The sequence below is a fragment of the Saccharibacillus sp. CPCC 101409 genome, from assembly GCF_030518235.1.
Taxonomy (GTDB): Bacteria; Bacillota; Bacilli; order Paenibacillales; family Paenibacillaceae; genus Saccharibacillus.
Genome location: NZ_JAULSA010000013.1, coordinates 1 through 25881, shown reverse-complemented (window position 1 = coordinate 25881; position 25881 = coordinate 1). Strand labels below are relative to the sequence as shown.

20 protein-coding genes are annotated in these 25881 nt (G+C 59.7%); 4 read left to right on the top strand and 16 right to left on the bottom strand.

Going from position 1 to position 25881, the window contains the following annotated elements:
- Positions 1–358: 358 nt before the first annotated feature.
- From QWJ34_RS21340 to QWJ34_RS21290, 11 genes are all read right to left on the bottom strand, one after another.
- A complete protein-coding gene (locus QWJ34_RS21340; protein WP_302730997.1) occupies positions 359–2041 on the bottom strand; it encodes a glycoside hydrolase family 43 protein in 1683 nt (560 codons plus the stop codon).
- Positions 2038–3036 (bottom strand): glycoside hydrolase family 43 protein, encoded by a 999-nt coding sequence (locus tag QWJ34_RS21335; protein ID WP_302730995.1) that lies wholly within the window; start codon positions 3034–3036, stop codon positions 2038–2040. Before QWJ34_RS21335 ends, QWJ34_RS21340 begins: the two co-directional genes overlap by 4 nt.
- 128 nt (positions 3037–3164) lie before the next feature.
- Positions 3165–4070 (bottom strand): carbohydrate ABC transporter permease, encoded by a 906-nt coding sequence (locus QWJ34_RS21330; protein ID WP_302730994.1) that lies wholly within the window; start codon positions 4068–4070, stop codon positions 3165–3167.
- Between the two features lie 48 nt (positions 4071–4118).
- Positions 4119–5075: an ABC transporter permease gene (locus QWJ34_RS21325; RefSeq protein ID WP_302730993.1), complete on the bottom strand. Its 957-nt coding sequence runs from the start codon at positions 5073–5075 to the stop codon at positions 4119–4121.
- Between the two features lie 90 nt (positions 5076–5165).
- Positions 5166–6818 carry an ABC transporter substrate-binding protein gene (locus QWJ34_RS21320; RefSeq protein WP_302730991.1) on the bottom strand — a complete coding sequence of 551 codons (1653 nt, stop codon included), beginning with the start codon at positions 6816–6818 and terminating at the stop codon, positions 5166–5168.
- Positions 6819–6958: 140 nt separating this feature from the next.
- Complete coding sequence (locus tag QWJ34_RS21315) at positions 6959–8497, bottom strand: response regulator transcription factor (protein WP_302730990.1); 1539 nt, start codon at positions 8495–8497, stop codon at positions 6959–6961.
- Positions 8490–10310, bottom strand: a complete 1821-nt coding sequence (locus QWJ34_RS21310; RefSeq protein WP_302730989.1) for a sensor histidine kinase — start codon at positions 10308–10310, stop codon at positions 8490–8492. Before QWJ34_RS21310 ends, QWJ34_RS21315 begins: the two co-directional genes overlap by 8 nt.
- A complete protein-coding gene (locus QWJ34_RS21305) occupies positions 10307–11842 on the bottom strand; it encodes a response regulator transcription factor (protein WP_302730988.1) in 1536 nt (511 codons plus the stop codon). The genes QWJ34_RS21310 and QWJ34_RS21305 overlap by 4 nt, the downstream gene beginning before the upstream one ends.
- 114 nt (positions 11843–11956) lie before the next feature.
- Positions 11957–13324 carry an AraC family transcriptional regulator gene (locus QWJ34_RS21300; protein ID WP_302730987.1) on the bottom strand — a complete coding sequence of 456 codons (1368 nt, stop codon included), beginning with the start codon at positions 13322–13324 and terminating at the stop codon, positions 11957–11959.
- 95 nt (positions 13325–13419) lie between these two features.
- Positions 13420–15534 carry a beta-galactosidase gene (locus tag QWJ34_RS21295; protein ID WP_302730985.1) on the bottom strand — a complete coding sequence of 705 codons (2115 nt, stop codon included), beginning with the start codon at positions 15532–15534 and terminating at the stop codon, positions 13420–13422.
- A gap of 191 nt (positions 15535–15725) precedes the next feature.
- Complete coding sequence (locus tag QWJ34_RS21290; protein ID WP_302730983.1) at positions 15726–16625, bottom strand: LysR family transcriptional regulator; 900 nt, start codon at positions 16623–16625, stop codon at positions 15726–15728.
- Between the two features lie 205 nt (positions 16626–16830).
- Between QWJ34_RS21290 and QWJ34_RS21285 the strand changes: the two genes are divergently transcribed.
- Positions 16831–17799: a DMT family transporter gene (locus QWJ34_RS21285; RefSeq protein ID WP_302730982.1), complete on the top strand. Its 969-nt coding sequence runs from the start codon at positions 16831–16833 to the stop codon at positions 17797–17799.
- A 417-nt stretch (positions 17800–18216) separates the two neighbouring features.
- Here the strand turns inward: QWJ34_RS21285 and QWJ34_RS21280 are convergent, their stop codons facing one another.
- Positions 18217–18759: a TetR/AcrR family transcriptional regulator gene (locus QWJ34_RS21280; RefSeq protein ID WP_302730981.1), complete on the bottom strand. Its 543-nt coding sequence runs from the start codon at positions 18757–18759 to the stop codon at positions 18217–18219.
- Positions 18760–18960: 201 nt separating this feature from the next.
- On the opposite strand from QWJ34_RS21280, the gene QWJ34_RS21275 reads away from it, so the two are divergent.
- The gene (locus tag QWJ34_RS21275; protein WP_302730980.1) at positions 18961–19956 is read left to right on the top strand and encodes an NADP-dependent oxidoreductase; all 996 of its coding nucleotides are present in this window, start codon (positions 18961–18963) and stop codon (positions 19954–19956) included.
- Positions 19957–20247: 291 nt separating this feature from the next.
- On the opposite strand, the gene QWJ34_RS21270 is transcribed toward QWJ34_RS21275, so the two are convergent.
- Genes QWJ34_RS21270 through QWJ34_RS21260 form a run of 3 tightly spaced genes read right to left on the bottom strand, consistent with a single transcriptional unit; the run spans position 20248 to position 21936 of the window.
- Positions 20248–20577, bottom strand: coding sequence for an AzlD domain-containing protein (locus QWJ34_RS21270; protein ID WP_302730979.1), 330 nt, complete (start codon positions 20575–20577; stop codon positions 20248–20250).
- Positions 20574–21302 (bottom strand): AzlC family ABC transporter permease, encoded by a 729-nt coding sequence (locus tag QWJ34_RS21265; RefSeq protein WP_302730977.1) that lies wholly within the window; start codon positions 21300–21302, stop codon positions 20574–20576. Before QWJ34_RS21265 ends, QWJ34_RS21270 begins: the two co-directional genes overlap by 4 nt.
- Before the next feature lie 34 nt (positions 21303–21336).
- Positions 21337–21936 (bottom strand): GNAT family N-acetyltransferase, encoded by a 600-nt coding sequence (locus QWJ34_RS21260; RefSeq protein WP_302730976.1) that lies wholly within the window; start codon positions 21934–21936, stop codon positions 21337–21339.
- Between the two features lie 216 nt (positions 21937–22152).
- Here QWJ34_RS21260 and QWJ34_RS21255 point away from each other — a divergent pair, with 216 nt between their 5' ends.
- Positions 22153–23382, top strand: a complete 1230-nt coding sequence (locus QWJ34_RS21255; protein WP_302730974.1) for an acyltransferase — start codon at positions 22153–22155, stop codon at positions 23380–23382.
- Between the two features lie 93 nt (positions 23383–23475).
- On the opposite strand, the gene dapA is transcribed toward QWJ34_RS21255, so the two are convergent.
- Positions 23476–24375, bottom strand: a complete 900-nt coding sequence (dapA, locus tag QWJ34_RS21250; protein ID WP_302730972.1) for a 4-hydroxy-tetrahydrodipicolinate synthase — start codon at positions 24373–24375, stop codon at positions 23476–23478.
- A 178-nt stretch (positions 24376–24553) separates the two neighbouring features.
- On the opposite strand from dapA, the gene QWJ34_RS21245 reads away from it, so the two are divergent.
- Positions 24554–25492, top strand: a complete 939-nt coding sequence (locus QWJ34_RS21245) for a LysR family transcriptional regulator (RefSeq protein ID WP_302730970.1) — start codon at positions 24554–24556, stop codon at positions 25490–25492.
- Positions 25493–25881: the final 389 nt, after the last annotated feature.

The window sequence follows — 25881 nt, the reverse complement described above, 5'->3', positions numbered from 1 at the left end:
TCCATCGGATTCAAACAAGCGAGCCTCGAACATTTCTGTTCGGGGCTCGCTTGTTTTGTATGTTGTATTGAACATGCCGGATTTCCAATCGCCGACTTTCCAATGTGCGCATTTCGTCAACATTTCCAGCGAAAAAAGAAGCTTGCCAGCAAAATTATGACTTTCCGTCAACATTTTCCGCCTAAATCGTCGATTCCCGCACTTTTCAAATCAGAATCTGTTCATAAAGTCAACATTTCCGCCGATTTCTCGGTTTTACTCATTAAATGTTGACCATACGTCAACTTATTCAACACGTTCCACCTAACCACAAGTAAAACCGACTTTCGAAGTTCCATCAAACACAGGCACCGTGCGGTCAACTTTGGCGGCGCGGCGCATAGCGCACCCGGGAATAATAAGCGGGCGAGGCTTCTTCGCCCGCGCCGGAAGCGTGCAGGCCGACGCAGACGCCGGTGAAGCCGCCGTTGACTTCCGGCGACAGCGCCGAGACCGGCGCGAAGAAATCGGCGGCGGTCCATTCCGCGCCGTCCGCGGAGCAGGCGCAGCCGTAACCGGTCTCGTCCGCGCGCAGCTTCAGATGCAGCAGCCCTTCCGGCGGCCGCGGCAGAATCACTGCGCGTTCAAGGCGCTCGCCGTCGCGCAGTTCGGCCAGCAGCACCCGGCGGCCGCCTTCCAGCGCGAGGCCGACGAAGAAATGCCCGCGGTTGTTCAGCCGCGCGGCGATTCCCGCCCGCTCGCCTTCTCGAACCGGCTCGTAATCCAGCGCGGCGGACAGCTCCATCCGCAGATGCCGCTGCCGCAGGCAGGCGAACGCGGCCGCCGCTTCGTCGTCCAGCGAATGGCGAGAGCCCCGGAGAGCCAGGCTGCCGGGCCGCTCGGACCAGTCATAGCGCGCTTCTTCGTAATCGCGCAGGAATGCCCATTGCGGACCGAATCCGCCGCGCAGCTCGACTTCTTCCCCGGAAGCTTCTTCCTTCGGCGCATTCGCAGCCGCTCTGCCCGCCGCGGCTGCTTGGCCGTCGCCGGAGCCGGCAGCGCCTCTGCTTTCCGCAAGCCGGCTTTTTTCACCCGCCGTCGGGTCCGCCGTTTCCCGCCGCTCCCCGCTCAGTACCGGAACGGCTTTCTCCCCCGCCGTTACCCGGCCTTCGTCGTTGTCGATCTCCGGCCAGCCGTCTTCGCTCCAGCGAACCGGCGCCAGGAACGTTTCCCGGCCGAGCGGCGAGTATCCGCCTTCGACCGGGCGCATGGCGAGGAACACCGCCCACCAATCGCCCCGCGCGTCTTCGACCAGGTCGGCATGCCCGAGGCACTGCACCGGATGGTCTTTAAGACCGCGGTGCGTCAGAAACGGCTCCGGCTTGTCTTCGAACGGTCCGTACGGATTGTCGCCCCTGGCGATAATCTCCCGGTGGTCGACAGACGTGCCGCCCGAGGCGGCCATCAGGTAATAGCGGCCGCGAATCTTGTACAGATGCGGCCCTTCCAGCCACGGACCTTCGTCGCCGCGCCAGATCGCGGCCGGCTCGGACAGCACTTCGCCTGTCGCCGGGTCGATCTCGTACTGGATAATATGCGATTCGTAACCGGCTCCATTCTGCGCCGTCACGTAAGCGCGGCCGTCGTCGTCGAAGAACAGCGACGGGTCGATATTGCCGTGCGGCAGCGGAATCGGATCGGACCACGGCCCTTCCGGCCGCTCGGCGGTCACATAGAAATTCCCGATTCCCCGCACATCGGTCGTGATCATATAGAATTGTCCGTCGTGATGGCGCAGCGTCGAGGCGTAGATGCCGCTGGAGCTTCGCCGGGTGCGCAGATCGATCTGTGAGCGGCGCGTCAGGATATGCCCCAGCTGTGTCCAGTTGAACAGATCTTTGCTGTGGAACAACGGCACGCCCGGAAAGTATTCGAACGAGCTGGTAACCAGGTAATAATCTTCTCCGACGCGGATCGCGCTGGGGTCGGGATAATAGCCGGGCAGAATCGGATTGGCGTAAACGAAGCCCGGACGATCCGGGAGCGAAGGCCGGTTTGTCATCGCAAACCTCCGGTATGCGCGGCATCGGGACGGATGGTCTCGATCGTTCCGTCTTCAAGATGGCGCAGCTCCGTGTATTTGACGCACCGTTTATGATCGACGCCGCCCGACAGGGAGCTGTCGTGATAGAACAAATACCATTTCCCGCCGAACTCGACGACGGAATGATGCGTAGTCCATCCGACGACCGGCGTCAGCATCACGCCTCTGTAAACGAACGGCCCATGCGGGCAGGGGCTGGTCGCGTAGACGATCCGATGCGTCGTGCCCGTGGAATACGACAAGTAATACAGGCCGCCGTATTTATGAACCCAGGGTCCTTCGAAATAACGGCGATCCTCGTCGCCGGCCAAAATCGGGTTCCCGTTCTCGTCGACGATAGAAATTTCGCGCGGCTCCGCGGCCAGCGACAGCAGATCTTCGCTCAACGCGGCCATGCGCGGACCCAGCGCGGGCTCGTGGGGCGCAGGCCCTTCCGTCCGCTCCTTCTCGTACACGCCGCTCTGCCACTGTTCGAGCTGCCCGCCCCACAGTCCGCCGAAATACAGGTAGGCTTCGCCGTCGTCGTCCACCAGCACGGCGGGATCGATGCTGAAGCTGCCCGGAATGTAATCGGCTTCCGCTTTGAACGGCCCGCCCGGCGAGTCCGAGATCGCCGCACCGATCCGAAACAGGCCGTCACGGTCCCGCGCGGGAAAAAACAAAATATACTTGCCGTTCTTGTACGCGGCGTCCGGCGCCCACATCTGGGACGAAGCCCACGGCACGTCGCGCACATGCAGGACTTCGCCGTGATCGGTCGCTTCCGCCCCGATGCCGTCCAGGGACAGCACATGATAATCTTCCATCTTGTACTGATCGCCGTTGTCGTTGCTCGGGCCGTCGTGGTCGAGATCGTGGGAAGGATAAATATACAACTTGCCTTCGAATACGTGCGCGGAAGGATCGGCCGTATAGAGATGGGTCACGATCGGCTGGTTAAACGTTGTGCTCATCGATGCGCTCCTTTGCGTGATCAATTGGAATATACGGCAGGCGGCGCGGCGCGCGTACACATGCCGTTTCTTGTTAACTATACCCTTATTCTCCTTTTGCAAGGGCGGCATTTTTGTGTCCGCGGCGCTTATTCTTTCACACTGCCGAGCTGCAAACCGTGCACGAAATACTTTTGCAGAAAAGGATAGACGACCAGGATCGGCAGCGAAGCCACAATCGTGATGGCGGCCCGGATCGATACCGGCGTTACCATGTTTTGCACGGCGGCCCCCGGGTTGGCTCCGCTGGAAGCGGCTGTGCTGCTGTTCAAATTCATGGAAGAAGACAGCAGCTTCATCAGCTCGAATTGGAGCGTGCTTAGATTTTGTTTCGACGACGCGTACAGAAAAGTATCGAACCAGGAGTTCCATTGGCCCACGGCCACGAACAGCGCCACCGTCGCAAGCACCGGCTGGCAGAGCGGCAGGATGATCGAGATAAAGGTGCGAAAATCGCCCGCTCCGTCGATCTTGGCTGATTCGATCAGCCCTTCCGGCAGCGTCTGGATATACGTCCGGATCACGATCATATTGAAAGCGCTGACCAGGCCCGGCACGACGTAAACCAGAAAGTTGTTGAGCAGGTGCAGGTCTTTCATCAGGAAATAAGTCGGAATCAGGCCGGCGCTGAAATACATGGTCAGCACGACCAGAATCGTAATCGGCTTGCGCAGCACGTAGTCTTTGCGGCTGAGCGTATAAGCCAGCATCGAAGTCAGGAACAAACTGAGCACCGTCGCGACGACGGTCCGCGCCACCGAGATCCAGAAAGCGTTCAGGATATGACCGTTCGCGAACACGGCCCGGTAATTCTGACCGGTCCATACGCGCGGCCACAGGTAGATTCCGCCCCGGATCGTATCGTTGCCGGCATTCAGCGAGACCGCAAAAGTATTCAGGAACGGATACAGCGTAATAACCGCGATAGCGACCATCAGCAGACCGTTCAGCGTATGGAACACAAACGGCTCCGGCCGTATTTTTTTCGTATTCATCGTTTGGCATCCTCCCCGGGTGCTGCTGCGTTTAAGCGGGACGGCCTATCAAATCAGCCTGTCTTCGCCCAACCGCCTGGCGATCGTATTGGCGGCAAAGATCAGCGTAATGCTGACGATCGTTTTGAAAATTCCGGCCGCGGTCGCGAGCGAATAGTTGCCGATCTGCAGGCCGTATTTCAGCACGAAAATATCGATGGTCTGCGACCAGTCCACGACGATGCCGTTGCCAAGCAGATATTGGACTTCGAAGCCGGCTTCCAGCATCCAGCCCATATTCATAATCAGCAGGATGACGACGATCGATTTGATGCCCGGCAGCGTGATGAAAAGCATCTTCTGATACCGGTTCGCGCCGTCGATCTCGGCCGCTTCGTACTGCGACGGGTCGATCGAAGTGATCGCCGCCAGATAAATGATGGCGTTCCAGCCGAGTTCTTTCCACACATGCGAAGCGCCGACGATGCCCCAGAAGTATTCCGGCACACTGAGCCACATAATCGGTTCGCCGATCAGCCCCAGCTTCATCAGCACCGTATTCACGACGCCTCCGTCCACCGACAATGAACCGGCTACGATCCCCGTAACGATGATCCAGGACAGAAAGTGCGGCAGGTAAGACACGGTCTGAATCGTTCGTTTGAAAAATCGGCCTTTGATCTCGTTCAGCAGCAGCGCAAACAAAATCGCGGTGACGAAACCGAGGATCATATTGATCAAGCTCATCGCGACCGTGTTGCGCAGCACGCGAAGAAACGCTTCGTCGGTAAACAGAAACGCAAAATGTTTAAATCCGACCCATTTCTGTTCCGAAAGCGCTTTGGCCGGACTGTAATCCTGAAAAGCCATCGTCCAGCCCCAGATCGGGTAGTACGAAAAGACGAGGATATAAACGACGATCGGAAGCGACATGAACATAAGCTGCTTTTGGGCGCGCAGCTTTTTTATCCATGAAGATTTGGGCAAATCCGCGGACGCGGACCTGCGCGAGACGGCTTTGGCCATGGTGCTCTCCCCCTAATCGGCCCTGCGGCCCGTATCGGCGCCGGAAGCCGGAGAAACGGCAGTCCGTTTCTCCGCGCTCCGCGGCATGCTTTACTTGTCCGTGGACCAGTTCTCGATTCTCCATTGAATCTGTTCGTTGATGCGGTCTTCGTAAGCTTTCACATTGATCTTGCCGAATTCCTTGACGTACTGCTCCCAGACCGAATCGAATTTGCCGCCCGCCGCCATGACCGCCTGCGGCAGATATTTAAGCGAAGCGTCGGTCATCTGTTTGTTGGCGACCGAAGCGTCCGAACCTTCGATCAGATCGATCTGCCAGGCCGGATAATAGACCGGATTCTCCGGCGCCGGCGAGAAGAAATCGCTCCAGGTCTTGAATCCGTAAGCATCGAGCAGTTCTTTGTCCTCGCTTCGCAGGCCGGCGTAGAATTCTTCCGGCTGGTTTCCGGGGCCCGACGCGTTGCCGTCGTCGAACGTTCCTTCCAATTTCGGCGCGGCCGCGTAGAATCCGTCTGCCCGGTTGGCCAGCTTCCACGCCGGATCTTCCTGCTGCTTGCGCTGCTCCGGCGTCCGGTAGAAACGGCCTTTGTCGTCGACCTGATAATCCACGCCTTCTTCGCCCCAGCTCAGCAGCTTCTGGTACTTCTCGTCCATCAGCGAGTCGAGGAATTTGATGATGCGTTCCGGATCTTCGGCATCCTTGCTGATGCCGAAACCGTTGTTCAGATTGATGACCGGGCGATCGAGATAATGATCCTGAATACTTGAATCGTATACAAGCGGGAAGCCAACATACGTCTGTCCGACTTTGTCCTGGGAGATCAGCGTATCTTCCGCCGCCTGGAAGTTCCAATGCTGGTCGAACATGCCGAGCACGCGTCCCGACGATAATTTGGCAAGATACTGGTCGTAGTTCTGCACAAACGCTTCTTTGTCGAGCAGTCCCTCGTTGTACAGCCCGTTCAATTCTTTGTAGTACTGCTTGGAGATGTCTTTGTCCGCAAACACGGAAGCCACGCCGTTATCGACCACCACGCCCCCGTCGTTGGGATGCCCCGTCAGATGTTCGGGCGGATTGAGCAGCGGGAAGGTGCGCCAATCGGAGGCAAGCGTCGTGAAGCCGATCGTCGGCTGACCGTCGATCGCGGGATTTTTGGCGGCGTAATCGCGGATCAGCTTCAAGTAATCGTCCATCGTTTTGGGCGTCGGGTAACCGGCGTCTTTCAGGATCGATTTTTGAATCCAAAAAGCCGGACCGGAATAATAATTGCTCTGGAATTCGCCCGTATAAGCGCCGTAATTCGGCAGCCAGTAGATATGCCCGTCGCTGGAATCTTTCATCCGGTTCCAATCTTTTTCGTAATGCTTTTTCAAATTCGGACCGTATTTCTCGATCAGGTCTTCAAGCGGAATGACCGCTCCCGCGGCGACCAGCTTCGTATCCGCCGTAATCAGGTCCGGGTAATCGCCGCCCGCGATCATGACGCCCAGTTTCTGCTGCAGATCGCCCACCAGGAATTCCATGTTCAGCTTGACGCCCAGCTCGTCCTGGATCTTTTGGTAAATCCGGTTATTCTCTGCCGGAGCCTGATTCGGCGTGCTGATAAACGCGGAAATGGTCAGCGTGCCGGAACCGTCGTCCGCCGCGTTCGAATCGCCGCCTCCGCAGCCCGACAACGTCAGCGCCGCCGCCAGCGCCAGTGAAGTTCCGCCCCACAACTTTTTCATTCGATATCCCCCCATGGATAGACCTCCTCAAAGATTTGATCGTCCTTGCTCTTTTTATTATGAACTTATGTAGGCGCTTACATCATAACCGGATTTAAGCTTCTTCCCCCCAGGATTTTACTTGTCAGTGCTTTCCAAAAATAAAAAAAGGGCGCTCAGCCGAAGGCCTGCGCTCTGTATTCCGCCGGTTTCTTTCCTGTTTTTTTCTCGAACTGCTTCAGAAAATGCCGATAGGCTTTATACCCCAGCTTTTCGGCGATCGCGCAGGAAGAACGGTCGCTTTCGCGCAGCAGCCTGCAGGCTTCTTCGATACGCAGTTCGTGCACAAATTCCGAGATTCCGACGCCGTATTTGCGAGCGAACGATTGGCCCAGATAGACCGGATTGACGTAAAACATTTCCGCAAGTTCGCGAATCGCGAACGTTTCGGTATAGCGGTTTCGAAGAAAATCGGCAACCTTCGCCTGCACGCCTCCGCTGCTTCGCTCTCTTAACCGCGCGGCTTCCCGGCGAAAGTCCAGACAGAACTTTTCCAGCCGGCTCTTCGTTTCCCGCAAATCCCGAAAGCCCGAAAAATGTTCGAAAGACGGCAAACTTCGAATCGTTTGTTCGGGTTCGCCTCCCAGTTCCCCGCAGATGCGGGCGCAGCGGACCGCGACTCTGGCGGCGAAAGTTTGAATAAGCTCGGGCAGGAGCCGCTCCGCTTCGAAGCGCTCGAAGACTTCGGCGATCTCGGCCGAGATCTCTTCTTCGCTGCCGGTTTCCGTCATCGCGGCGATGCGATCGGCAAGCAGAAGAGCCGACGGATCGCAGGACAGCGGCCGGTCCGCAGTATCCGCAAAAACAACCGTCTGCCCGCTGTCGAAGAATAGAAATCCTGCCGCCTCCTGCGCGCTCTCGAACGATTCTCTCAGCTCCCCGGGCTTCGCCGCGCTCCGGCCGACGGCCAGCCGCACGCACCTTTGCGATTCCGGAGGCAGCGACGACGCCAGTTCTTGCGCGAATCGCCGCGCTTCTTCGGACGCGCGCCCGTCCGCCGCGCCGATTACAACGCCCGGCGTAAGATCCCCGGCTTCAAGCAGATAGCGGCGGCAGCCGGTTTCTTCGGCCGCCAAGGCAGCATTCCGGACGTCCGGCATCCGCCCGGCTTCCGCTTTTACGTGTATGTAGATCCAGCTTTGCGCCGCTTCGCTCAACCGTTCCAGTTCGGGCAGCGCACGGCGGCGTTCTTCTTCGCCGCCGAACAACGCCGCAGCCAGCGCCCGTCTTTCCTTTTCCGCCTGCCGCTCCCGCCCGATTGCCCGGCTTGTTCTGCGCCGTTCGAGTTCTTCGCTCAAGCTTCGCAGCATATCTTCGGCCTCGTCGTCCATGACCGGCTTGGTCAGATAATTCGATACGCCGAGACGCATCGCACGAAGCGCGTAATCGAAATCGTCGTACCCGCTCGTTACGACGAACATCGGGGAAGGATCGGCCGTGCGCCGGGCTTCTTCGATCAATTGCAGCCCGTCCATAACGGGCATGCGGATATCGGTCACGACGAGATCGGGGGAATCGCTGCGGATACGCCGAATCGCTTCTTGCCCGTTCTCGCACGTTCCGCCGATGCGAAACCCGTACTTTTCCCATTCGACCATCAGCTTCAGACCTTCGATTGCCAGCGGTTCGTCGTCGACCAGCAGCACATTATACATGTTCGCGCCTCCCCCATGAATCCGATTCCGCTTGTTCGCCGTTCAGCCAAACCGCAGGAATCAAAAAGCCCGCTTCCGTCCCTTCTCCTTCGCGGCTGCGGATAATCAGCCGCGCTTCGCTGCGGTAGAACAGCTCAAGCCGGCGATGAACGTTGCGCAGCCCGACGCTGCTTTCGCCCGAGGGCGCTTCCGAACGCATTCGCAGCTTCACCTGCCGCAAGCGCTCCGCGTTCATGCCGACTCCGTTGTCGCGCACAAGCAGCTGCAGGCCCTCGCCGCCGAGCCGTGCCGAGATCGTAATCAGGCGGCCGTTTTTTCGGCCCTGCAGGCCGTGTTTGCACGCGTTTTCGACAAGAGGCTGAAGGCTCATCCGGGGAATACGGGCCTGCCCGGCTTCCGGATCGATCTCGAATACATAATCGAACCTGTCGCCGAACCGGAATTTTTCGATTTCCAGATACATGCGGATAAACTGCAGTTCTTCTTCCAGCGGCACCCTGTCGTCCGGCCGGTTGAGCAGCTGCCGCATCAGCAGCGACAGATTTTTGACGATTGTCGTGATTTCGCGATATCCGTTTTTGGTGCAGACGACCAGCACGGCGTTCAGCGTGTTGAACAGAAAATGCGGATTCACCTGGCTTTGAAGCATGGCAAGCTCGGTCCTCACGCGGTCCAGTTCCAGGTTTTTTTGCCGGATCTCCAGCTTGTACACGTCGTCGATCAGCGAACGAATACGGCCGGTCATCAGGTTGAACGCCCGGATCAGCCCGCCGATCTCGTCTTTGCCTTCGGGAATGTCGATCGGTTCGAAACGCTCGCTGCGCACCTGCTCCATATGCCGGGAAAGCTGTTTGGTCCGCGCGTGATAAGAACGGAAAATAAAAAAAATCAGCAAAGAAGGGAGAATCGTGCTGACGATGCCCAGCGCCAGAATGGATTGCAGCGATTCCCGCATCAAAGCGTCGATGTAACGGGTATCCGCGATGCCGGTCAGCTTCCAGCCTTTGACGTAGTTCGGGCCGCCCAGTGGGCGCTCCAGAAACAAACCCGACTTTTGCTCCTGCGGGGTGAACGGGGGGTTGGCATAAAACCCGCCTTCTCCGTCGCGCCCTCCGAGCCCGTCGGCCACGACGCGGTCCCGATCGTCCACCAGCCTGAACTTCACGCTTCCTTTTTCCCGGTTCAAGATGGCGGATATCCGGCCGAGATCCAGATCGACGCGCGAATATTTGGCGTACGCCGAATAAGAGGAGTAGACGTCCATTTTCCCCGCGATGCTGATTCGGCGTCCCGGCTTATAAGATTCTTCGTCCCGATAAGCCGTCAAAGCGATCGGCGACGCCGAGGCTTTCAGCGCATTCAACCAGGCCGGTTCGGCGCTTCCCGGCCCGATTACGCGGTAATTCGAACCGTTTTGCAGACTCTGATTGTCGGTATAGACGCTTACATCCACGATATTGGCGGACATATAGCGGGTCAGCTTGTCCCTCAGCGAATCGTCGTAAACGGAATAATAATCGGAAGGCGAGCGATAGGTCCGGTCCATCGCCGCATACAGCGAATCGTCCGCCGCAATCGATCGGCTGAGCGCGATGCTTTCGTCGACCATGCCCAGCAGCTCCCCGCCCGCCCTTTCGACCGAACGGCGCAAATTCTCCCGTTCGCGGATCTGGATGTCGGCGGAGGTTCGATAGTAGAAGAACAGGTTGATCGACATGATCGGCAGCAGCACGCACAGCGCATAAACGAGCAGGAATTTGCGCTTGAGCGGCATGTCGTCGAGGCGCGGCCGGAAGAACTTTTTGCGCGTCATCGCTCTGCCGCCCGTTCTCTGGCCCGATACGACGAAGGCAGCTCCCCGGTGGACGCTTTGAATTTGACCGTAAAATATTCCGTGTCGTGATAGCCGAGCAGACGGCCGATCTCGCTCATCTTCATATCGGTTCGGCGCAGCAGCCTCCGCGCTTCTTCGGCGCGAAGAAGATGCACGTAATCGTTGAACCCGTATCCGGTCTCGCGCTTGAAGCGCTGCCCGAAATAGACCGGATTCAAATGAAACCGGCCGGCCAATTCGCGCAGCCGAAGCTTGTCCCTGTAATGCAGCCGTACATAATCCGCCGCTTCCCGCATCGGCGCGTTCTCCGCGTCGAGACGGCTTTGCCGGATACGCTCCGCTTCTTCGCCGCACCGCCGCCGCAGCTCCGCTTCCGTAGCGGGCGCGCGAAAATGTTCGTCCGCGTCCGGCTTATCGACGGCCGGTTTCGCGCTTCCGGCCTCCGCTTCGGCTTTGCGGCGCAGCAGTTCGCCGGCGATATGACGATTGATCGTCTCGATCCAACCGGCGGATGCCGACCGGCGCTCGAACGACCGGAAGAGTTCCGATACCGCCTGCGCGGCGCTTTCCGGTTCTCCGGCTTCCACCCGGGCGATCGCTTGTTCCGCCCATGCGATCGATTCCGCGAAGCCTTCGTCTTCAAACGCTTCAAACTCGGCATGCCGGTACAGCCCCGCCCGGCCGAACGGAAGCGCGCGCTCCCGAACGGCCAGCGCCCGGCGGTACAGCTTCGGCAAAGACACGTATCCCGCTTCCCCTCCGCCGGTGTATACGGAAAGTCCGGGAAAAGATTCCAGCAGCGCCTTCAGCCGGCGTTCCAGGAATCCCGGTTCGCAGGCGGCGATCAAACCCGCTCGCCCCGGGCAATCTTCAAAGATCCAGACCGGGGTATTCGACGCCCGGAGCCCGTCCGCGGCAAGCCGCGCCCCGGCGCGGGCGCTTTTCCGTCCGCTTTCGTCCGCCGCCGAAGCGGAGCGGAGTTCGACCAGCGCCACGCATAACACGGAGCGCGCGGACAGCCCCAGCAGGTCGCGGGCGCTCGCATCCGTACAGCCTTCCCGGAGCAGTTGAAGCGCCTGCGCTTCGGCTTTCGCGGCGCGAAACTCTTCGGCCGAAAACCGCTCCCCGAGCCCGAGGTCCAACAAAGCGGACAGCTCATGCAGCACATCATGGATTTCTTCCGTCACGATCGGCTTCAGTACATAGCGGTCTACGCCGAAGCGAAGCGCCTGCTGCGCGTAAGCGAATTCCGCGTATCCGCTGACGACGATGCTTCGGGCATGAGAATCTTTGCGGCCTCGAATCGCGCGAATCAGCTCCAGGCCGTCCAATCCGGGCATGCGGATATCCGTGACGACCAGATCGGGCTTGACCGTACCGAACATTTCCAGCGCTTCTTCGCCGTCGGACGCGAGTCCGCACAGTTCATAGCCGCAGCCCGCCCAGTCGATCATCGTTCTCCAGCCTTCCAGCATCAGCGGCTCGTCGTCCGCCACGATCACTTTGTACATACTCGTCCCTCCCGCTCTCTGCGCTGACTCCAGTATGGCACCGGCGCTGCAAGCGGACAATGTACGCATCTACGTTTTGTTGGACGATTCTACGATCATTTGTAAGCGCATTCTTCAATGCGGGTTCCGGCCCGCCCGATAAGCGGCCGGACTGACACCGATTGCCGACTTGAAACAGCGGCTGAAATAAGCCGCGTCCGCATACCCGACCCGGCGCGCGATCTGATGCACTTTCAACGCCGTGTCCTGCAGCAGCCCGCATGCGCGGTCCATGCGAATCCGCGTGAGGTGCCAGGTAAACGTATGCCCCGTCTCCGCCGTAAACAACGCGCTCATATAATTCGGCGTCAGGCCCAGCTTCGCGGCCAGCGTGCCGAGCGACAGGCCGGAATCGTCGTACTCCGACTCCAGAGCGAGCAGCGCCAGCCGGACCGTCCGGTTCACGAAGTCGAAGTTAGGCGGCGGCCCGTAAGACTCCTGGAGCCCCAGCCGGCTCAAGCTTTGCCGGTACAGCCGTTTCAGTTCGCTCGGCGAAGCGGCGACCCCGCCCATGCCCAGACGCACCGGTTCGTTCAGCTTGCGTTCCAGCAGCCGCCGGCAGCCGGCCGCATACTCTTCCAGCGGCGGAACGCTGTGACCGTCCGTGAACAGCACGGCCGTCAGCAGCTGCTCGCCCGCCGCAACGGCGGAAATGCCGAAGCCCGACAGCGCGTCGTCGAGCAGCATTTTGGCCAGAAAGCGGTCCGGCTTGCCCCAGAATTCGCGATCCGGCACCATCACAGAGAACAGTCCGACCCACTGGAACGGCGGAAACAGCGACCGGTCGCTGAGCCGCTCCCCGGCGCCGGGATCGAGCAGAAAGTCTTCGATTTTCTTCTCCAGCGCATAGCGTTCGCGCAGCAGCCGCGCCGCTTCCGGCTGGCCGCGCGGCGGCGGAATCGCGCTGCCGCCCGAACCGGCGCGGTCCAGCGAATGCCGGCACAGTTCCAGCAGAATCCTCAGCAGCGAGGCCCGGACTTCAAGCTTCTCCGGAACGCTGTCCGCTTCGCCGCCGCAAAGACGGGACAGCCGTTCCAGTTCGGGCTTGAGTGCGGCGTTCAATTCCGAATCGGCGCCGAAGATCGCGCTGCCGAGCGAAGCGACGCAGCCGTACAGCGCATCGTCGTCGATATCGAAATGCAGGCAAAAATAAGTCATCGAAGGCGATCTGCCGATGCGGCTTCCGTGCCGGCAGCCGGGAGCCAGCAGCATCAGGTCGCCCGCTCCCTGGAGATGATTCTTGCCCTCGACCGACATGAGCTGCTCGCCTTCCATGACGTAATTCAATTCGAACAGGGCATGATCGTGCTTTGGATACGACCAGCCGGTCGTAACCTGCCGCCAGTGCGTGCCGCACATCTGGAACGAGAATCGCAAATCCGGCAGTGCATACTGGCCGATATTGAATTCCCGTCCGCCTTCCGCTTCCGAAGTCCAGGACATGGTCCCCTCCTTTTCCGCCGCTATTCCTATCGAAACAGGCCCGTCTTCGAGTGGAAGACGGGCCTGTCCCGGCCAAGCAAAGCGCGGTAGTTCGTTTATCCCAGATCCGGCCGGTCCGTCAGCTCGACGAGCGGAGCGGCATCCCCGCCGAACCCGTGCAGTTCGAATACGACGATCTCGTTTTCTCCCTCGCGCAGCAGCGGAGCCGGCACGTACAGCGTCCGCGTCGGCCCGGCCTGCCAGTAGCGGCCGAGCATAAACCCGTTGATCCAGGCTACGCCTTTGCGCCAGCCGTCCGTGCGCAGGAAAGTGTCCGCCGGCTCGCCGTCCACCGCAAACGTCCCGCGGTGGAACGCGGGACGCGAACCCGCGTCTTCGCCGCTTTGCGCCGGCAGCCCAGCCGCTCGCGCTTCCGCCGCGCCGTCTTCCGCGGACGGCACGATCGCCGCTTCGCCGCTGCCCGGCGCCGCAAGCGCCGGTCCTTCGACTGTAGCGCCGCCTTCGCCTTCCCAGCCGCCGACCTGCTCCGCCAGCGGCAGACCGGCCTCGCCCGCTTCCGCCGCGCTGTCTTGCGCGGACGTCACGATCGCCGCTTCGCCGCTGCCCGGCGCCGCAAGCGCCGGTCCTTCGGCTGTAGCGCCGCCTTCGCCTTCCCAGCCGCCGACCTGCTCGATCAAAGGTTCGGCCGCCGTTTCGAGCGGCGCGCCGCTTCCGCCGTGTCTGTCCGCTTCGCCCGGCGCAAACTTCAGCGGCGACAGATCGTCCAGCGGCAGCGGGACGATCTCCCAGCCGTGCAGGAACTGGTTGCCGATGCGCACGCCTTCGGTAATGCCTTTGCGGTCGCGCATCAGCGGCCCGTAGTTGATCCGGCCCATATTCTCGACCAGGATATCGAGCCGGATGCCGCCTTCCGGGATGCTCAGCCGCAGCCCGCGCTGCGGCTCCCAGCGGCCGACCAGCCCGATCTGCTCGCCGTTCGCGAACACAAGCGCCCGGTCGCGAACCTCCTGGATAAACAGCTCGCCGCCGTCGTGCTCCGCGCCCACTCTCGTCGTATACAAGATGAATCCGTACGACTGCCCGACGCGCTCCATCGGCTCCGGACAGATCGTGCCGATCGGCGCGCCGGCAAGCCGGTCGAGCTGGTCAAACAGCACCGCGCTTTCGCTCAGCTCGACGCGGCCGTAAGCCTGCTTGGGCAGCGGCGCCGGCGGCTCGGGCGGCGTCAAGCCGAGGCGGTTCTTGAGCAGCTCGCGCACCGCGAAGTACGCCTCGGACGGCTCGCCGTTTTCCGTCAGCAGCGCGCTGTAATCGTAACTGCTGACCGTCGGCTCGTAATTTTTGACATGGTTGGCGCCGTTCATCAAGCCGAAGTTCGTGCCGCCGTGGAACATATAGAAGTTGAACGACGCGTCCAAATCCAGAATCTGCTCCAGCTCCGCCGCGATCTCGGACGCCGGGCGCGTATGATGAGGCCCCATCCATTGGTCGAACCAGCCGTCCCAGAACTCCATGACCATCATCGGCCCTTCCGGCTGATGCCGGCGCAGCTTCTCGAACGCGCCCGGCGTGCCGGAACCGAAGTTGACCGTCGCAAGCGTCCCTTCCACGGAACCCGCGCGCAGCAGGGAAATCTCCGGTCCGTCGGACGTAAACAGCAGCACGTCCATGCCGCGCCGGATCATGCCGTCCCGCAAATACTCCAGGTAAGACGTATCCGAACCGTAGCTGCCATATTCGTTCTCGACCTGCATCGCGATCACCGGACCGCCGTTGGTGCAGAGCAGCGGACGCAATCTCGGCAGCAGTTCGTCGAAATAGGCGTCCACTTTTTCCAGATAAGCCGGATCGGAGCAGCGCAGACGCATATCCCCGTTCTCCAGCAGCCAGGCCGGCAGGCCGCCGAATTCCCATTCCGCGCAGATATACGGACTCGGGCGCACGATCACGTGCAGGCCGAGCGAACCGGCCAGCCGCACAAACGCTTCCACGTCGGCGATCCCGTCGAACACAAATCTTCCTTCCTCCGGCTCGTGCACGTTCCAGGCTACGTAGGTCTCGACCGTGTTGAAGCCGCAGGCGATCAGCCGGCGCAGCCGGTCTTCCCAGTACTCCGGCACCACCCGGAAATAGTGAATCGCGCCCGAGCGCAGCTGAATGTTCTCGTCGTTGTAAATAAAGCGGTTTCCTTTTGCTTCGAATGTCGGCATGGTATCCTCCCAGTCGTCGCTCCCGCCTCCCGGCGGTGCTTCTTTTCCTGTGAACAGGACTTCTGAACAACAACTTCGCGCCGCCTGCTCCGTGTTCCTGCCCGCCGCCGCAAAAAAGACCCGCTTTTTCCGCATATTTACGGATAAACGACGGGGCTTTTGTTCAAAACGCTAAAATGTCCGGCTTCCGCCTACTTGCCCGCCTGTTCGCCGGCCGATTCCCGAAACGCCGGATAATTCGCCACGTGCTCCAGAAACTTCCGCAGCGCGGGCGAAGCGTGTTCGCCGCTTTTGAGGCAGATGCCGAGCCGGCGGTAGGCGGGGATGCTCAGTTCTTTTTGCACGACGCGATACGGAGTCCGGTTCAGCACGAGCTCCGGCAGAATGCTGATTCCGAGCCCGCTTTCGACCATCGAGATGATGGCGTAATCGTCGCGCGCGGTGAAGCGGACTTTGGGATGGATGCCGTGCAGCTCGAAGATTTCCGTAATCTCGTTGACCGTCCCTTCCTCCAGCAGCAGAAAAGATTCCTCGGCGAGCGCTTCGACCGGAAACCGGTCTTCCCCGGCCAGCGGATGGTTTTCCGGCAGGATGACCAGCAGCCGGTCCTGCGTCAGGAAGCGGCTTTCGAAGCCGGCTTTGACGGGCAGCCGCTGGAAGCCGCAGTCGGCCTGCCCCGTGTCCAACCAGTTCTCGATATCGGTGTAATGACCGTGCAGCAGTTCGAAATCGACGCCCGGATACTCCCGCTGGAACGTCTGGATTAGCCCGGGCAGCCAGTTGACCGCGGCGCTGGTGAACGTGGCGAGCCGGATCAGCCCGGAGCGCAGCCCCTGCAGGTTCGCCGTCTCGTCGATCAGCTCGCGATGCGCCTGCACCACATTTCGGATATACGGCAGCAGCCGCTGTCCGTCGGAGGTGAGCCGGATGCCGGAGCGGTCGCGGATCAGCAGCGTCAGCCGCCATTCTTTTTCCAGCGCATTCAGCATATGGCTGATACTCGACTGCGTATAACCGAGGGCCGCCGCGGCTTTGGTCAGGCTTCCGGTTTCGAGCGTTTTGAGGAAAGCCTCGTATTTATGGGTGGACATTCCGCGCCTCTTTCCATCATTAAAATTGTTCATGGACAGCATGAAAAACATTCGCTTTGCTCATGCTTTTCTTCAACTTATACTGGGTGAGGCGAAAAAGCAACGGACAAAGCAAAAAGTTTCTGAAAACCGCTGCGCATCCGTGCTGTATACATAATAGGAAGCCCAATAAACGATCCGGCTGCGGACGAAGGATGGAGAAAGAATGAGAAGGCTGAGCATGACGAAGAAAACGGCGGATTGGACGATTGCCCTGGTCTCGGCGGCATGGGGATCGTCTTATTTGCTGATGAAAATGGGACTGGGCGGCATGGAGCCGTTTACGCTGATCGCCTGGCGGTTTCTACTGGCGTTCGGCCTGACGGCTCCTTTATTCTGGGGACGCCTCCGGCTGTCCGACCTCAAAACGATCGGGCGGAGCGCCGTGCTCGGCTTCGTCATGTTCGTGATGCTGGGCCTGCTGATTACGGGGCTGGAAACGACGACCGCCTCGTCGGCCGGTTTCCTCACCAGCGCCATGGTCGTGTTCGTCCCGATGCTCCAGATCGCGATCACGCGGCGCAAGCCGACCTTTGCGATGACGTCGGGCATCCTGCTGACGATGGGCGGCATCGCGCTGCTCACGCTGCGCGGCTCGCTGACCTTCGAAGGCGGTTCGGCGCTGTGCCTACTCGGCGCTTTCGTCTACGCGGTGCATATCATCCTGACCAACCGCTTCACCCGGCAGTCGGACGGACTCTCGCTCGGAGTGCTGCAAATCGGGTTTATCGGACTGTTCGGACTGCTGTTCGGCTTTGCGTTCGAAACGCCGACGCTGCCGCAGGGGACTTCCGAATGGACGTCCGTGATCGGCCTCGCCGTTATTTGCAGCGCGTTCGGTTATATCGCCCAGACCGTCGCGCAAAAGTATACGACGCCCGAGCGGATCGGGGTGCTGTTCTCGCTCGAACCGGTCTTCGCCGCGCTGTTCGGCTTTGTGTTCCTGGGCGAAATGCTCGGCCTCCAGGGGTATCTGGGCGCTCTGCTGATCCTCGGCGGCGTGCTGGTATCGGGGATGAAAAAAGCCCCGCTCCGCTCGCTTCCCCGTCCGCCGGGCATTCCCGGACGTTCGCGCCGCTCGGCCAGCCGCGTCCGCGCGAAGGAGACGGAGCTCGGCAGCGGAACCGGGGCTTGATTGCCGGCGCTGCGCGGGTTTAGCGGGCTTATTAGATGAAAGGAAATTAGGCCGTGTACGAAAATCCAGCTAAATCTGCGTCCTTTCGAGTTTGCGTACACGCCGTAGAAAAAAAGCCGATTCCCGGGTGACGGGGATCGGCTTTTTGCATGGTGATTTGCAGGTTTTCACGGGCAAAATTTATTCGGAGCACGTTCCGCCTACCGGAATGCAAATATCCACTTATTTACCGCAAATCGCTCCGCGGCCTGTTGATGCAATGCAAATATCCACTTTAATTGGAGCCAATGTTCCGGATCGATCGGTTTTTGGCGAATAAGACGGATTTTTGCGCTTTATTCGCCTACCTGCCGCCTTTTAGAGAAATAAGATGGATTTTCGCAGCTTGGCGTGTCGTTCGATCCTGCTGACCCTTATTTATCCGTGCCGCCCGACCAGAACCGCCAGCTCCGCCGCCAGACGTTCCGCCGGGTAGGTCATGTTTTCCGCGATCCACCATTCCAGCACGCCGACGACGGCCGAAGACAGGAAGCGGGTCAGCACTTCTTTATCGAGCTTCAGGTTCTCGTCCCGAATCGGCAGCCGTTCGTCCAGTCCCCGCTTCATCGCTTCCAGCATCCGTTCCCGGAAAGCGGGCACGCCTTCGTTGGCGAGCAGCGCGGAGAACGCGGCCGACTGCCGCTCCAGATCGCGCAGCGACAGCAGCAGCCGATCTTCCAGCGCGCCCGGCATACCGCCGCTTTGCGGCAGGCAGCTTTGGAATACCCGCTCCAGTCCTTCCTGCACGCAGCGCTCCAGCAGATCGTACTTGTCCGCGTAATGCAGATACACCGTCGCCCGGTTCACATTGGCGCGCTCCGCGATCTCGTTGACGGTGATTTGCTTGAAATTCTTTTCGCTCAGCAGGGCGATAAACGCGCCGTGTATCGCTTCCCGCGTTTTGGGAATTCGTCTGTCCACTTGTTCGCTTCCTTCCTTTTCGGCGATTTAATCGACAATTCGCCGCCGGCTGTCGAGTACTCGACGGATCGGCTTTTTTTACCGATTGAGCGCGAGTTCGCCCGGTGTTAGATTCTCCATACACCCATTATAAGAAAAGCTCCGGCGCAATCCAACGGCCGAAGTCTTTCAATCCAACCGGGGCAGGGAGCGAGAAAACCAATGAAGCAGATCGAAATGTACGAATACGGCAAGCTGCGGGAACAGTCGGGCGCAATCCCGGACATCTCCGACACGCAGATTCTGGTCGAAGTGTATGTCAACGCGGTCAACTCCGGCGACCGCATGATCGTATCCGGCGCGATGAAGACGGCGGCGCCGCTGCGTCTGCCGCATGTGCCCGGTCTTGAACTCGCCGGAATCGTCCGGCGGACCGGCAGGTTGGTCACGTCGCTGCGCGAAGGCGATCGGGTGGTCGGTCTCAGCCCGGCGGGCGGCGGCTATGCCGATTACGCCGTGCTGGAAGAATCCTGCGCCGCCGCGGTTCCGGCGGGGCTGGCGTTGACCGGCGCGGTGTCGCTCGCGGCGGCGGGTCTCAGCGCCCGGCAGGCGCTGTTTGTCTTCGGCGGGCTGCGGCCCGGGCAGCGCGTGCTGATCGAAGGCGCGGCCGGCGCCGTCGGGCATCTGGCGGTGCAGCTCGCCAAGCAGAGCGGCGCTTACGTCATCGCGGTCGCAAGGCCGGCGCAGCACGAATTTCTGCGCGGGCTCGGCGCCGACCGGATCATCCGATACGACGAGGAAACGCCGGACGGCAGTTTCGAACCGGCCGATCTGGCGCTCGGCATGATCCGCGAAGCCGCGTCTTCTCCGCCGCAGCCGGCGGACGGCCCAAACGCAGCACTTTCCTCCGCCCAGCCCGGACCCGAACTGCAGCCCCAGGCCTACCGCCTGCTAAAAGACGGCGGCACTTTCGTATCCCTGATCTCCCCGTCGATCGCCAACGTCCCGTCCCCTCGCGGCATCCGCGCCCTTTTCGCCCGCGTGCTGCCGAACCAAAGCGATTGGACCGCCCTTCTATCCGACGCCTCCGAAGGCCGCCTTCGCCTCCATACCGAAGCCGTGTTCCCTTTTACAGCAGACGGCATCCAGGAAGCTTACCGCAACAGCGAACACGGCAAACGCGGCCAATTCCTGATCGTGCGCAAAAACGAAGAGTAAAAAACACAGTCCTGCCTTCAACAACTCAAACCCAAAAGAAGACCGGCCCTATTCGGCCGGTCGGATTGTCGAGAAACGATTGGATGTAAATAGAATCAGGCAGGTTCGATTGGAATGAAAGGCCGGGGAAAGAGATGGAGAACTAAAGCGAGCGGCAAGGCGAATCTAAAATAGCTGCGTATAACCCCTTATTCCGGCTTAATCTTACGTTTTCGAGAAAATAACGGCGCTGATACATCTATTTCGAGTTTTTTCGCCTCTATCCGGCCTTTGGCTCCCGAATAATTGCACCTACATCGCCCACCGCACAATCGCCAATAACACCACTCCCACAATCACCGAAGCCGACAAACTTTTCGTTTTCGCCGCCACCAGCAAGGTTGGAGCCGCTACCAGCACATACGGCCAGTTGACCGCGATCCTTCTTCCGTTTTCCGGCTGGATCAGCAGCCCCTGCACGATCAGCGCCGTCAGGATGCACACCGGAATAAACGACAGCCAGCGCAGCAAGGCGGCCGGCAGTTTGACGCTGCGCACCAGCAGAAACGGCAGCACCCTAGGCACAATCGTTACGGCGCAGCAGCCGGCAATCAGCCCGAGCATCCAGGACGTCGTCGTCATCGGATCGTCACCGTCCCTACCGTGGCCGCAATTACCGTGGACAGCAGCACCGCCGTATGGGCGGGCATAAACGACGAGAAAATCACCATCAGCGCGGCGGTCAGCAGAATCAGCAACAGATAGCCGCGCAGCTTGCCCGCCGGAATATGCCGGAGCTGGAGCACCAGCAGCGCGATAAACATCGCGACCAGCGCAAAGTCCAGCCCGAGGATTTCCGGCTCCGCGATCCAGCGTCCGAACAGCGCGCCGGCCATGCAGGACAATCCCCAGCTGATATAGGCCGTCAGGTTCAGCCCGTTCATCCAGCGGTCGCCGAGCCGGCCTTCCTTCGATGCTTTGACCGCGGCGATTCCGAACGATTCGTCCGTCAGCAGCGCGCCGATCCCGATATTTTTGCCGACCGAGTATCGGGTAAAGTACGGCGCAAGCGTCAGGCTAAGCAGCAGATGCCGCAGATTGACGATAAACGTCGTAAGAATAATCGACAGCAGCGGCGTTCCGGCCACAAGCAGCGCGCAAATAATAAACTGCGCCGAGCCGGCGTACACCAGCCACGACAGCAGCGTCACTTCGAGAAAGCTCAGCCCCGATGCCGCGGCGACCACGCCGAACGCAAGCCCGATGCTGATATACCCGAGCAGCGTGGGCGCGCAGTCTTTAAATCCCTGCGCAATCGTATTGGGTGCGGGCGTATGGCGTTCTTCCCCGGCAGGATGATTGTTCAACAAAGCCGCCCCCTTCTTTTTGGGCAAGCCGTCCTTACAGGCTCCCTTTTCGCATCTTATCGTAGTCCGACCGCAGCATGCCGTACACCTTCGCGTCGATATATTCGCCGTTGTAAGCAAAGTCTTCGCGTTTGATTCCTTCGAGCACAAAGCCGCTTTTGACGTACACCCGCTCCGCTCTCGGATTGAAACTGAATACTTCCAGACCGATCCGGTGCAGACCGAGTTCCTCGAAGCCGTACCGCAGAAACAGCTCGATCGCTTCCGTTCCCAGTCCTTTGCCCCGGCCCGCCGGACCGATCAGGATGCGGAAGTTGACGCTGCGCACATTCTCGTCGTACTCGTTGTACACGGCTTCGCCGACCATCTCTCCGCTTTCCCGGTCCGCAATCGCCAGATCCAACCGGTCGCCCCGCCCGCTGCGGCTGCCGTACCAGGCAAGCGTCCGCTCCCGTTCTTCTTCCGACATCGGCGCCTGCGCATCGCTGTCGTTTTCCGCCGATCCGGTCAAACGCCGCACCTCCGGATCGGCCAGGATATTCAGCATCTGCTGCGCATCTTCGATTTCGAACGGCCTCAGAATAACTTTTTGTCCGATGAGCACCGGTTTTTGCGCGAAATTTGCTGTTTTCATATTTATCGCTCCTTCGGAATTCATTCTGGTACCTTATCAACACTAAAGGTAAGGTTACGCTCACCTAAACGCACCTAAAGCGTGTGCACTTCAGGAGAATGTAATCCACTGATTAAGAGTTGATAAGGTACTAATTTCACATATAATGAGTATAATAATGAAGTTGGTCGATTGCCAGGCTATTCAACGATTCGTTTTAAAAGGAGAGAATCCGCAATGTCCGCTACCGCTTCCCCCCTGCCTCCGGGCGAACCCCATTCTTCGCGCAAACGCGTGGACGAATGGGGGCTGCTGCGCGGGTTGTCTTTTCTTGCGATCGTGCTTCAGCACAGCGTGGGCGAATACATATATCGCAGCGATATTTTATATCCGGACGCCGTAACGCTCGGGCTGCTGTATCATTTAATCCGCTACGGTACGCTGACGTTCGTGTTTCTGGCCGGAGCGATCCTGTTCTATCAGTACGGGCGTTCGGCTAAAAAGTACGGACCCGTGCTGCTCAAGCGCATCGGCGATATTTACGTGCCGTTTGCGTCCTGGACGCTGCTGTATTGGATCGCGGTGCAGCGGTTGTCGGGAAATCCGCTGTTTCGCGCCGGCGATCTGCCCGTATTTCTCCAGCAGTTTATCGCCCCTACGTACGGGTATCATCTATGGTTCGTGGTGATGATCTTCCAGTTCTATCTGGTGTTTCCGCTGTTTCGATGGGCGGCCGACCGGATCGGACGCCGGACCGGCGCGGGCCGTTCCGACACCTCTCGTTTTCGGCGCATCGCGCTGCTGACAGCGCTGCTTGCGATCGGCTACGGCTGGCTGATGTTCCTGTCCTATTACCGGATGCCGGTCTGGCAGACAAGCGGCGTATGGAACACCCTGCTGGCTTACCGGACGTACGAGTTCCCTTACTATCTGTTCTACTTTGTGCTCGGCGGCGTTTGCGGCGCGCATCTCGACCGGTTTCGTGCCTTCGCGCTGAAAATACTGCCGTGGAGCACGCTTGCTTTCATCGGCATGTATCTGTGGATGAACCGCGATCTGCTCCAGGGTTCCGGCGAACACATTAACCTGAATTATTCCACTTACCTGAAGCCGACCAGCTTTCTGGCCGTGACGGCGCAGATCCTGATGCTGTACGGCTGGGCGCTGCTGCTTCAACAACACGAAGGCCGGTTGAAAAAGTGGCTGCTGCTTTGCGGCAAGTATTCGTTCGGCGCTTATTTGAGCCATGCGATGATCTTGATGGTGATTGCGCTGTTCACACGGAATTGGGACTTGACCGGCTGGCATGTAGCGGCTTCGGTGCTGACCGCGCTGGTCGTCGCCCTGCTTTCGCAGTTGATCTGCGCGGGCCTGACGCGTGTGCCCGGCGGACGCTGGCTGACCGGCGGCGCGGGCAAGAAAGCACGGGACGCGAAGCTTCTCAAGCGAACCAAATCCGCGGTTTAACCGCATTGGGCCGGATGGGGCGGGAGGAAAAGAATCATGCAAAAAAGCGGCGAGCCCTTGTATGGGATTCGCCGCTCTTTTTATTGCTCCCGTCTACAGCGCCAGCGCATCGCCGGGGAAGCACCCGGCACGCAGCAGCTGTCCGCGCAGTTCTTCGCCGATCTCCACCATCGGCAGACGCAGCGTGCCGTGCGCGATCCGCCCCTGCTCCGCCAGCAGCCATTTGACCGGCGCCGGGTTCGGTTCTTCGAACAGCAGACGCATCAGCGGCAGCAGCTCTTCGAAATCCGACTGTGCCTGCGCCGCCCGCCCCGCGCGGAAGCTGTGGTACACGCCAAGAAAGTCGTTTGTACGCACATGCGCCGACGCCAGCATCCCGCCCGCCGCGCCCGCTTCGAGGAAGTCGAGCAGCCGGGCGTCGTCGCCGCACAGCACCGGCTTCACGGAGCCGAAGCTTTGCAGTTCCCGCAGCAGATCGGTGCCCCCCGAGCAGTCTTTGAGGCCGACAACCCCGTCCATGTCCAGAATGGCGCGTACGGTATCGGTCTCCATCCGCACGCCGGTGCGGCCCGGAATCTCGTATACGATGACCGGCACGCCGACTTCGGCGATCTTGCGGAAATGCTCGATAATCCCGCGCTGCGAAGGCTTGTTATAGTAAGGAACAACCGCCAGCACGGCATCCGCGCCCAGCTTGCCGGCGAGTTCGGTCTTCTTGACCGAAGCGCGCGTATCGTTCGTTCCGCTGCCGAGCACAAGCGGGATCTCCGCGGCTCCGATTGCGGACCTGGCGGCGGCGGACAGCAGGCTCAGCTCTTCGGCGCTGACCGTCGGCGATTCGCCGGTCGTGCCGTTGACGACCAGACCGTGGATCCCTTCGGCGACCAGCGAAGAAGACAGCTTGTGGAACGATTCCAGATCGAGCTCGCCGCTCGGCAGAAACGGCGTGACGACGGGCAGATAAATACCGTGCAGCTGTTGTTCGGTTAACATTGGGTTTCCTCCCGGAATACTTTTGTTGACTCTACTTTAGCATGGAAAATCGCATCGGCGTTAGCTATAATAAATGATACATTGCATCAATCATTTTGATGTTAGATTGCGAATCCTGCCGCTGCCGCTTCTTTTTATCATAAATCGAATAACGATACCCGGAAAAGGAGCCGATAACGTGGAACTGACTTACCTCCGCACTTTCCGCGAAGTGGCGCGCCGCCAGAGTTTTACCAAAGCGGCCGAAGAACTGGGCTACGCCCAATCCAGCGTCACTATGCAGATGCAGAAGCTGGAACGCGAATACAATGTATCCCTGTTCGAGCGATACGGGCGCCAGCTCCGGCTGACGCCGCCGGGCGAAGTGCTGCTCAAGCTGGCGGTACAGATGCTCGATCTGTACGACGAGTCCAAAGAGCTGGTCGGCAAACAGCTCGACGGCTCGGTCACGATCGGCACGATCGATTCGCTGGCCGCTTATTACCTGCCTCCTTATCTCCAGCAGCTTCGCCGCAAACATCCGGGCATCGGCATCCAGATGCTGCCCGACAGCGAAAGCAATCTGGTGCACAAGCTCAAGGAAGGCGAATACGATCTGGCGCTGCTGCTCGACCGCGGCGCGTCCGATCCTTCGCTGCGCCGCATCACGATTCGCGAAGAACCGCTGGTTCTGGTCGCGCCGCCCGGCCATCCGCTGACGGAAGACGCGCCGCCCGGCGGCGTGCCGCTGAACGATCTGAACGGCTGCGAGCTGATCGTATCCGAAGGCAGCTGCCTGTACCGGAGCACGTTCGAGAAAGTGCTGCGCGAGCACGAAGTTTCTTACCGGATCGGCTTCGAACTGGGCAGCCTGGAGGCGATCAAACACTGCGTCATGAACGGACTGGGCATCGCGCTGCTGCCGCAGATCGCGGTGCAGGAAGAATTGAAACGCGGCGCGCTGGCGAGCATCCCGTTTGTGCATCCCGATCTGCGATTTTATTTGCAGCTGCTGCTACACCCGAAGAAGTGGGCGTCGCAGATGCTGCTGACGCTGATCGGACTCATGACCGGCGAAGACGCGGAGCGTGTGCAGCGGCGGCTTGACGAAGCGGACGGTTTGGGTTTGCGGGTTTGAATTTTGAAGAAAGTGCTATTCGTAGAAAACGCTTTGGAGGCTGCGGGAGAAATTTGCTCTGAAAGTCTGAAAGTCTCAGGATGTCGAGAAAGCCGGATAGGGTCCCAAACGGAAAATAGCGGCACAGGTACACTTATTTGGAGCGAAACGCTTCGGTTTCTTCAAATAGCGACGCAGGTGCAACTATTCGGGAGCCAAAGGCCGAATCGAAGCGAAAAAACTCGAAATAGTTGTATCAGCGCCGCTATTTTCTCGAAAACGCAGGATTAAGCCGGAATAAGTGCCTATACGGTTACTACTTAGGTCCTCTCTATCGTCATTCTATAAAAAAAAGGATTTTTCAACCCGAATCTTGAATCTATTCTTCATACCGCTTCATGAGAAAGGAG

What these genes read in the sequence shown, in the direction of transcription:
- QWJ34_RS21320 (WP_302730991.1), bottom strand. Translation starts at nt 6,818, where the DNA reads ATGGGGGGATATCGAATGAAAAAGTTGTGGGGCGGAACTTCACTGGCG.
- dapA (WP_302730972.1), bottom strand. Translation starts at nt 24,375, where the DNA reads ATGTTAACCGAACAACAGCTGCACGGTATTTATCTGCCCGTCGTCACG.
- QWJ34_RS21325 (WP_302730993.1), bottom strand. Translation starts at nt 5,075, where the DNA reads ATGGCCAAAGCCGTCTCGCGCAGGTCCGCGTCCGCGGATTTGCCCAAA.
- QWJ34_RS21305 (WP_302730988.1), bottom strand. Translation starts at nt 11,842, where the DNA reads ATGTACAAAGTGATCGTGGCGGACGACGAGCCGCTGATGCTGGAAGGC.
- QWJ34_RS21275 (WP_302730980.1), top strand. Translation starts at nt 18,961, where the DNA reads ATGAAGCAGATCGAAATGTACGAATACGGCAAGCTGCGGGAACAGTCG.
- QWJ34_RS21315 (WP_302730990.1), bottom strand. Translation starts at nt 8,497, where the DNA reads ATGTATAATGTGCTGCTGGTCGACGACGAACCGCTGGCAATCGAAGGT.
- QWJ34_RS21335 (WP_302730995.1), bottom strand. Translation starts at nt 3,036, where the DNA reads ATGAGCACAACGTTTAACCAGCCGATCGTGACCCATCTCTATACGGCC.
- QWJ34_RS21300 (WP_302730987.1), bottom strand. Translation starts at nt 13,324, where the DNA reads ATGTCCTGGACTTCGGAAGCGGAAGGCGGACGGGAATTCAATATCGGC.
- QWJ34_RS21310 (WP_302730989.1), bottom strand. Translation starts at nt 10,310, where the DNA reads ATGACGCGCAAAAAGTTCTTCCGGCCGCGCCTCGACGACATGCCGCTC.
- QWJ34_RS21295 (WP_302730985.1), bottom strand. Translation starts at nt 15,534, where the DNA reads ATGCCGACATTCGAAGCAAAAGGAAACCGCTTTATTTACAACGACGAG.
- QWJ34_RS21340 (WP_302730997.1), bottom strand. Translation starts at nt 2,041, where the DNA reads ATGACAAACCGGCCTTCGCTCCCGGATCGTCCGGGCTTCGTTTACGCC.
- QWJ34_RS21285 (WP_302730982.1), top strand. Translation starts at nt 16,831, where the DNA reads ATGAGAAGGCTGAGCATGACGAAGAAAACGGCGGATTGGACGATTGCC.
- QWJ34_RS21255 (WP_302730974.1), top strand. Translation starts at nt 22,153, where the DNA reads ATGTCCGCTACCGCTTCCCCCCTGCCTCCGGGCGAACCCCATTCTTCG.
- QWJ34_RS21270 (WP_302730979.1), bottom strand. Translation starts at nt 20,577, where the DNA reads ATGACGACGACGTCCTGGATGCTCGGGCTGATTGCCGGCTGCTGCGCC.
- QWJ34_RS21260 (WP_302730976.1), bottom strand. Translation starts at nt 21,936, where the DNA reads ATGAAAACAGCAAATTTCGCGCAAAAACCGGTGCTCATCGGACAAAAA.
- QWJ34_RS21290 (WP_302730983.1), bottom strand. Translation starts at nt 16,625, where the DNA reads ATGTCCACCCATAAATACGAGGCTTTCCTCAAAACGCTCGAAACCGGA.
- QWJ34_RS21330 (WP_302730994.1), bottom strand. Translation starts at nt 4,070, where the DNA reads ATGAATACGAAAAAAATACGGCCGGAGCCGTTTGTGTTCCATACGCTG.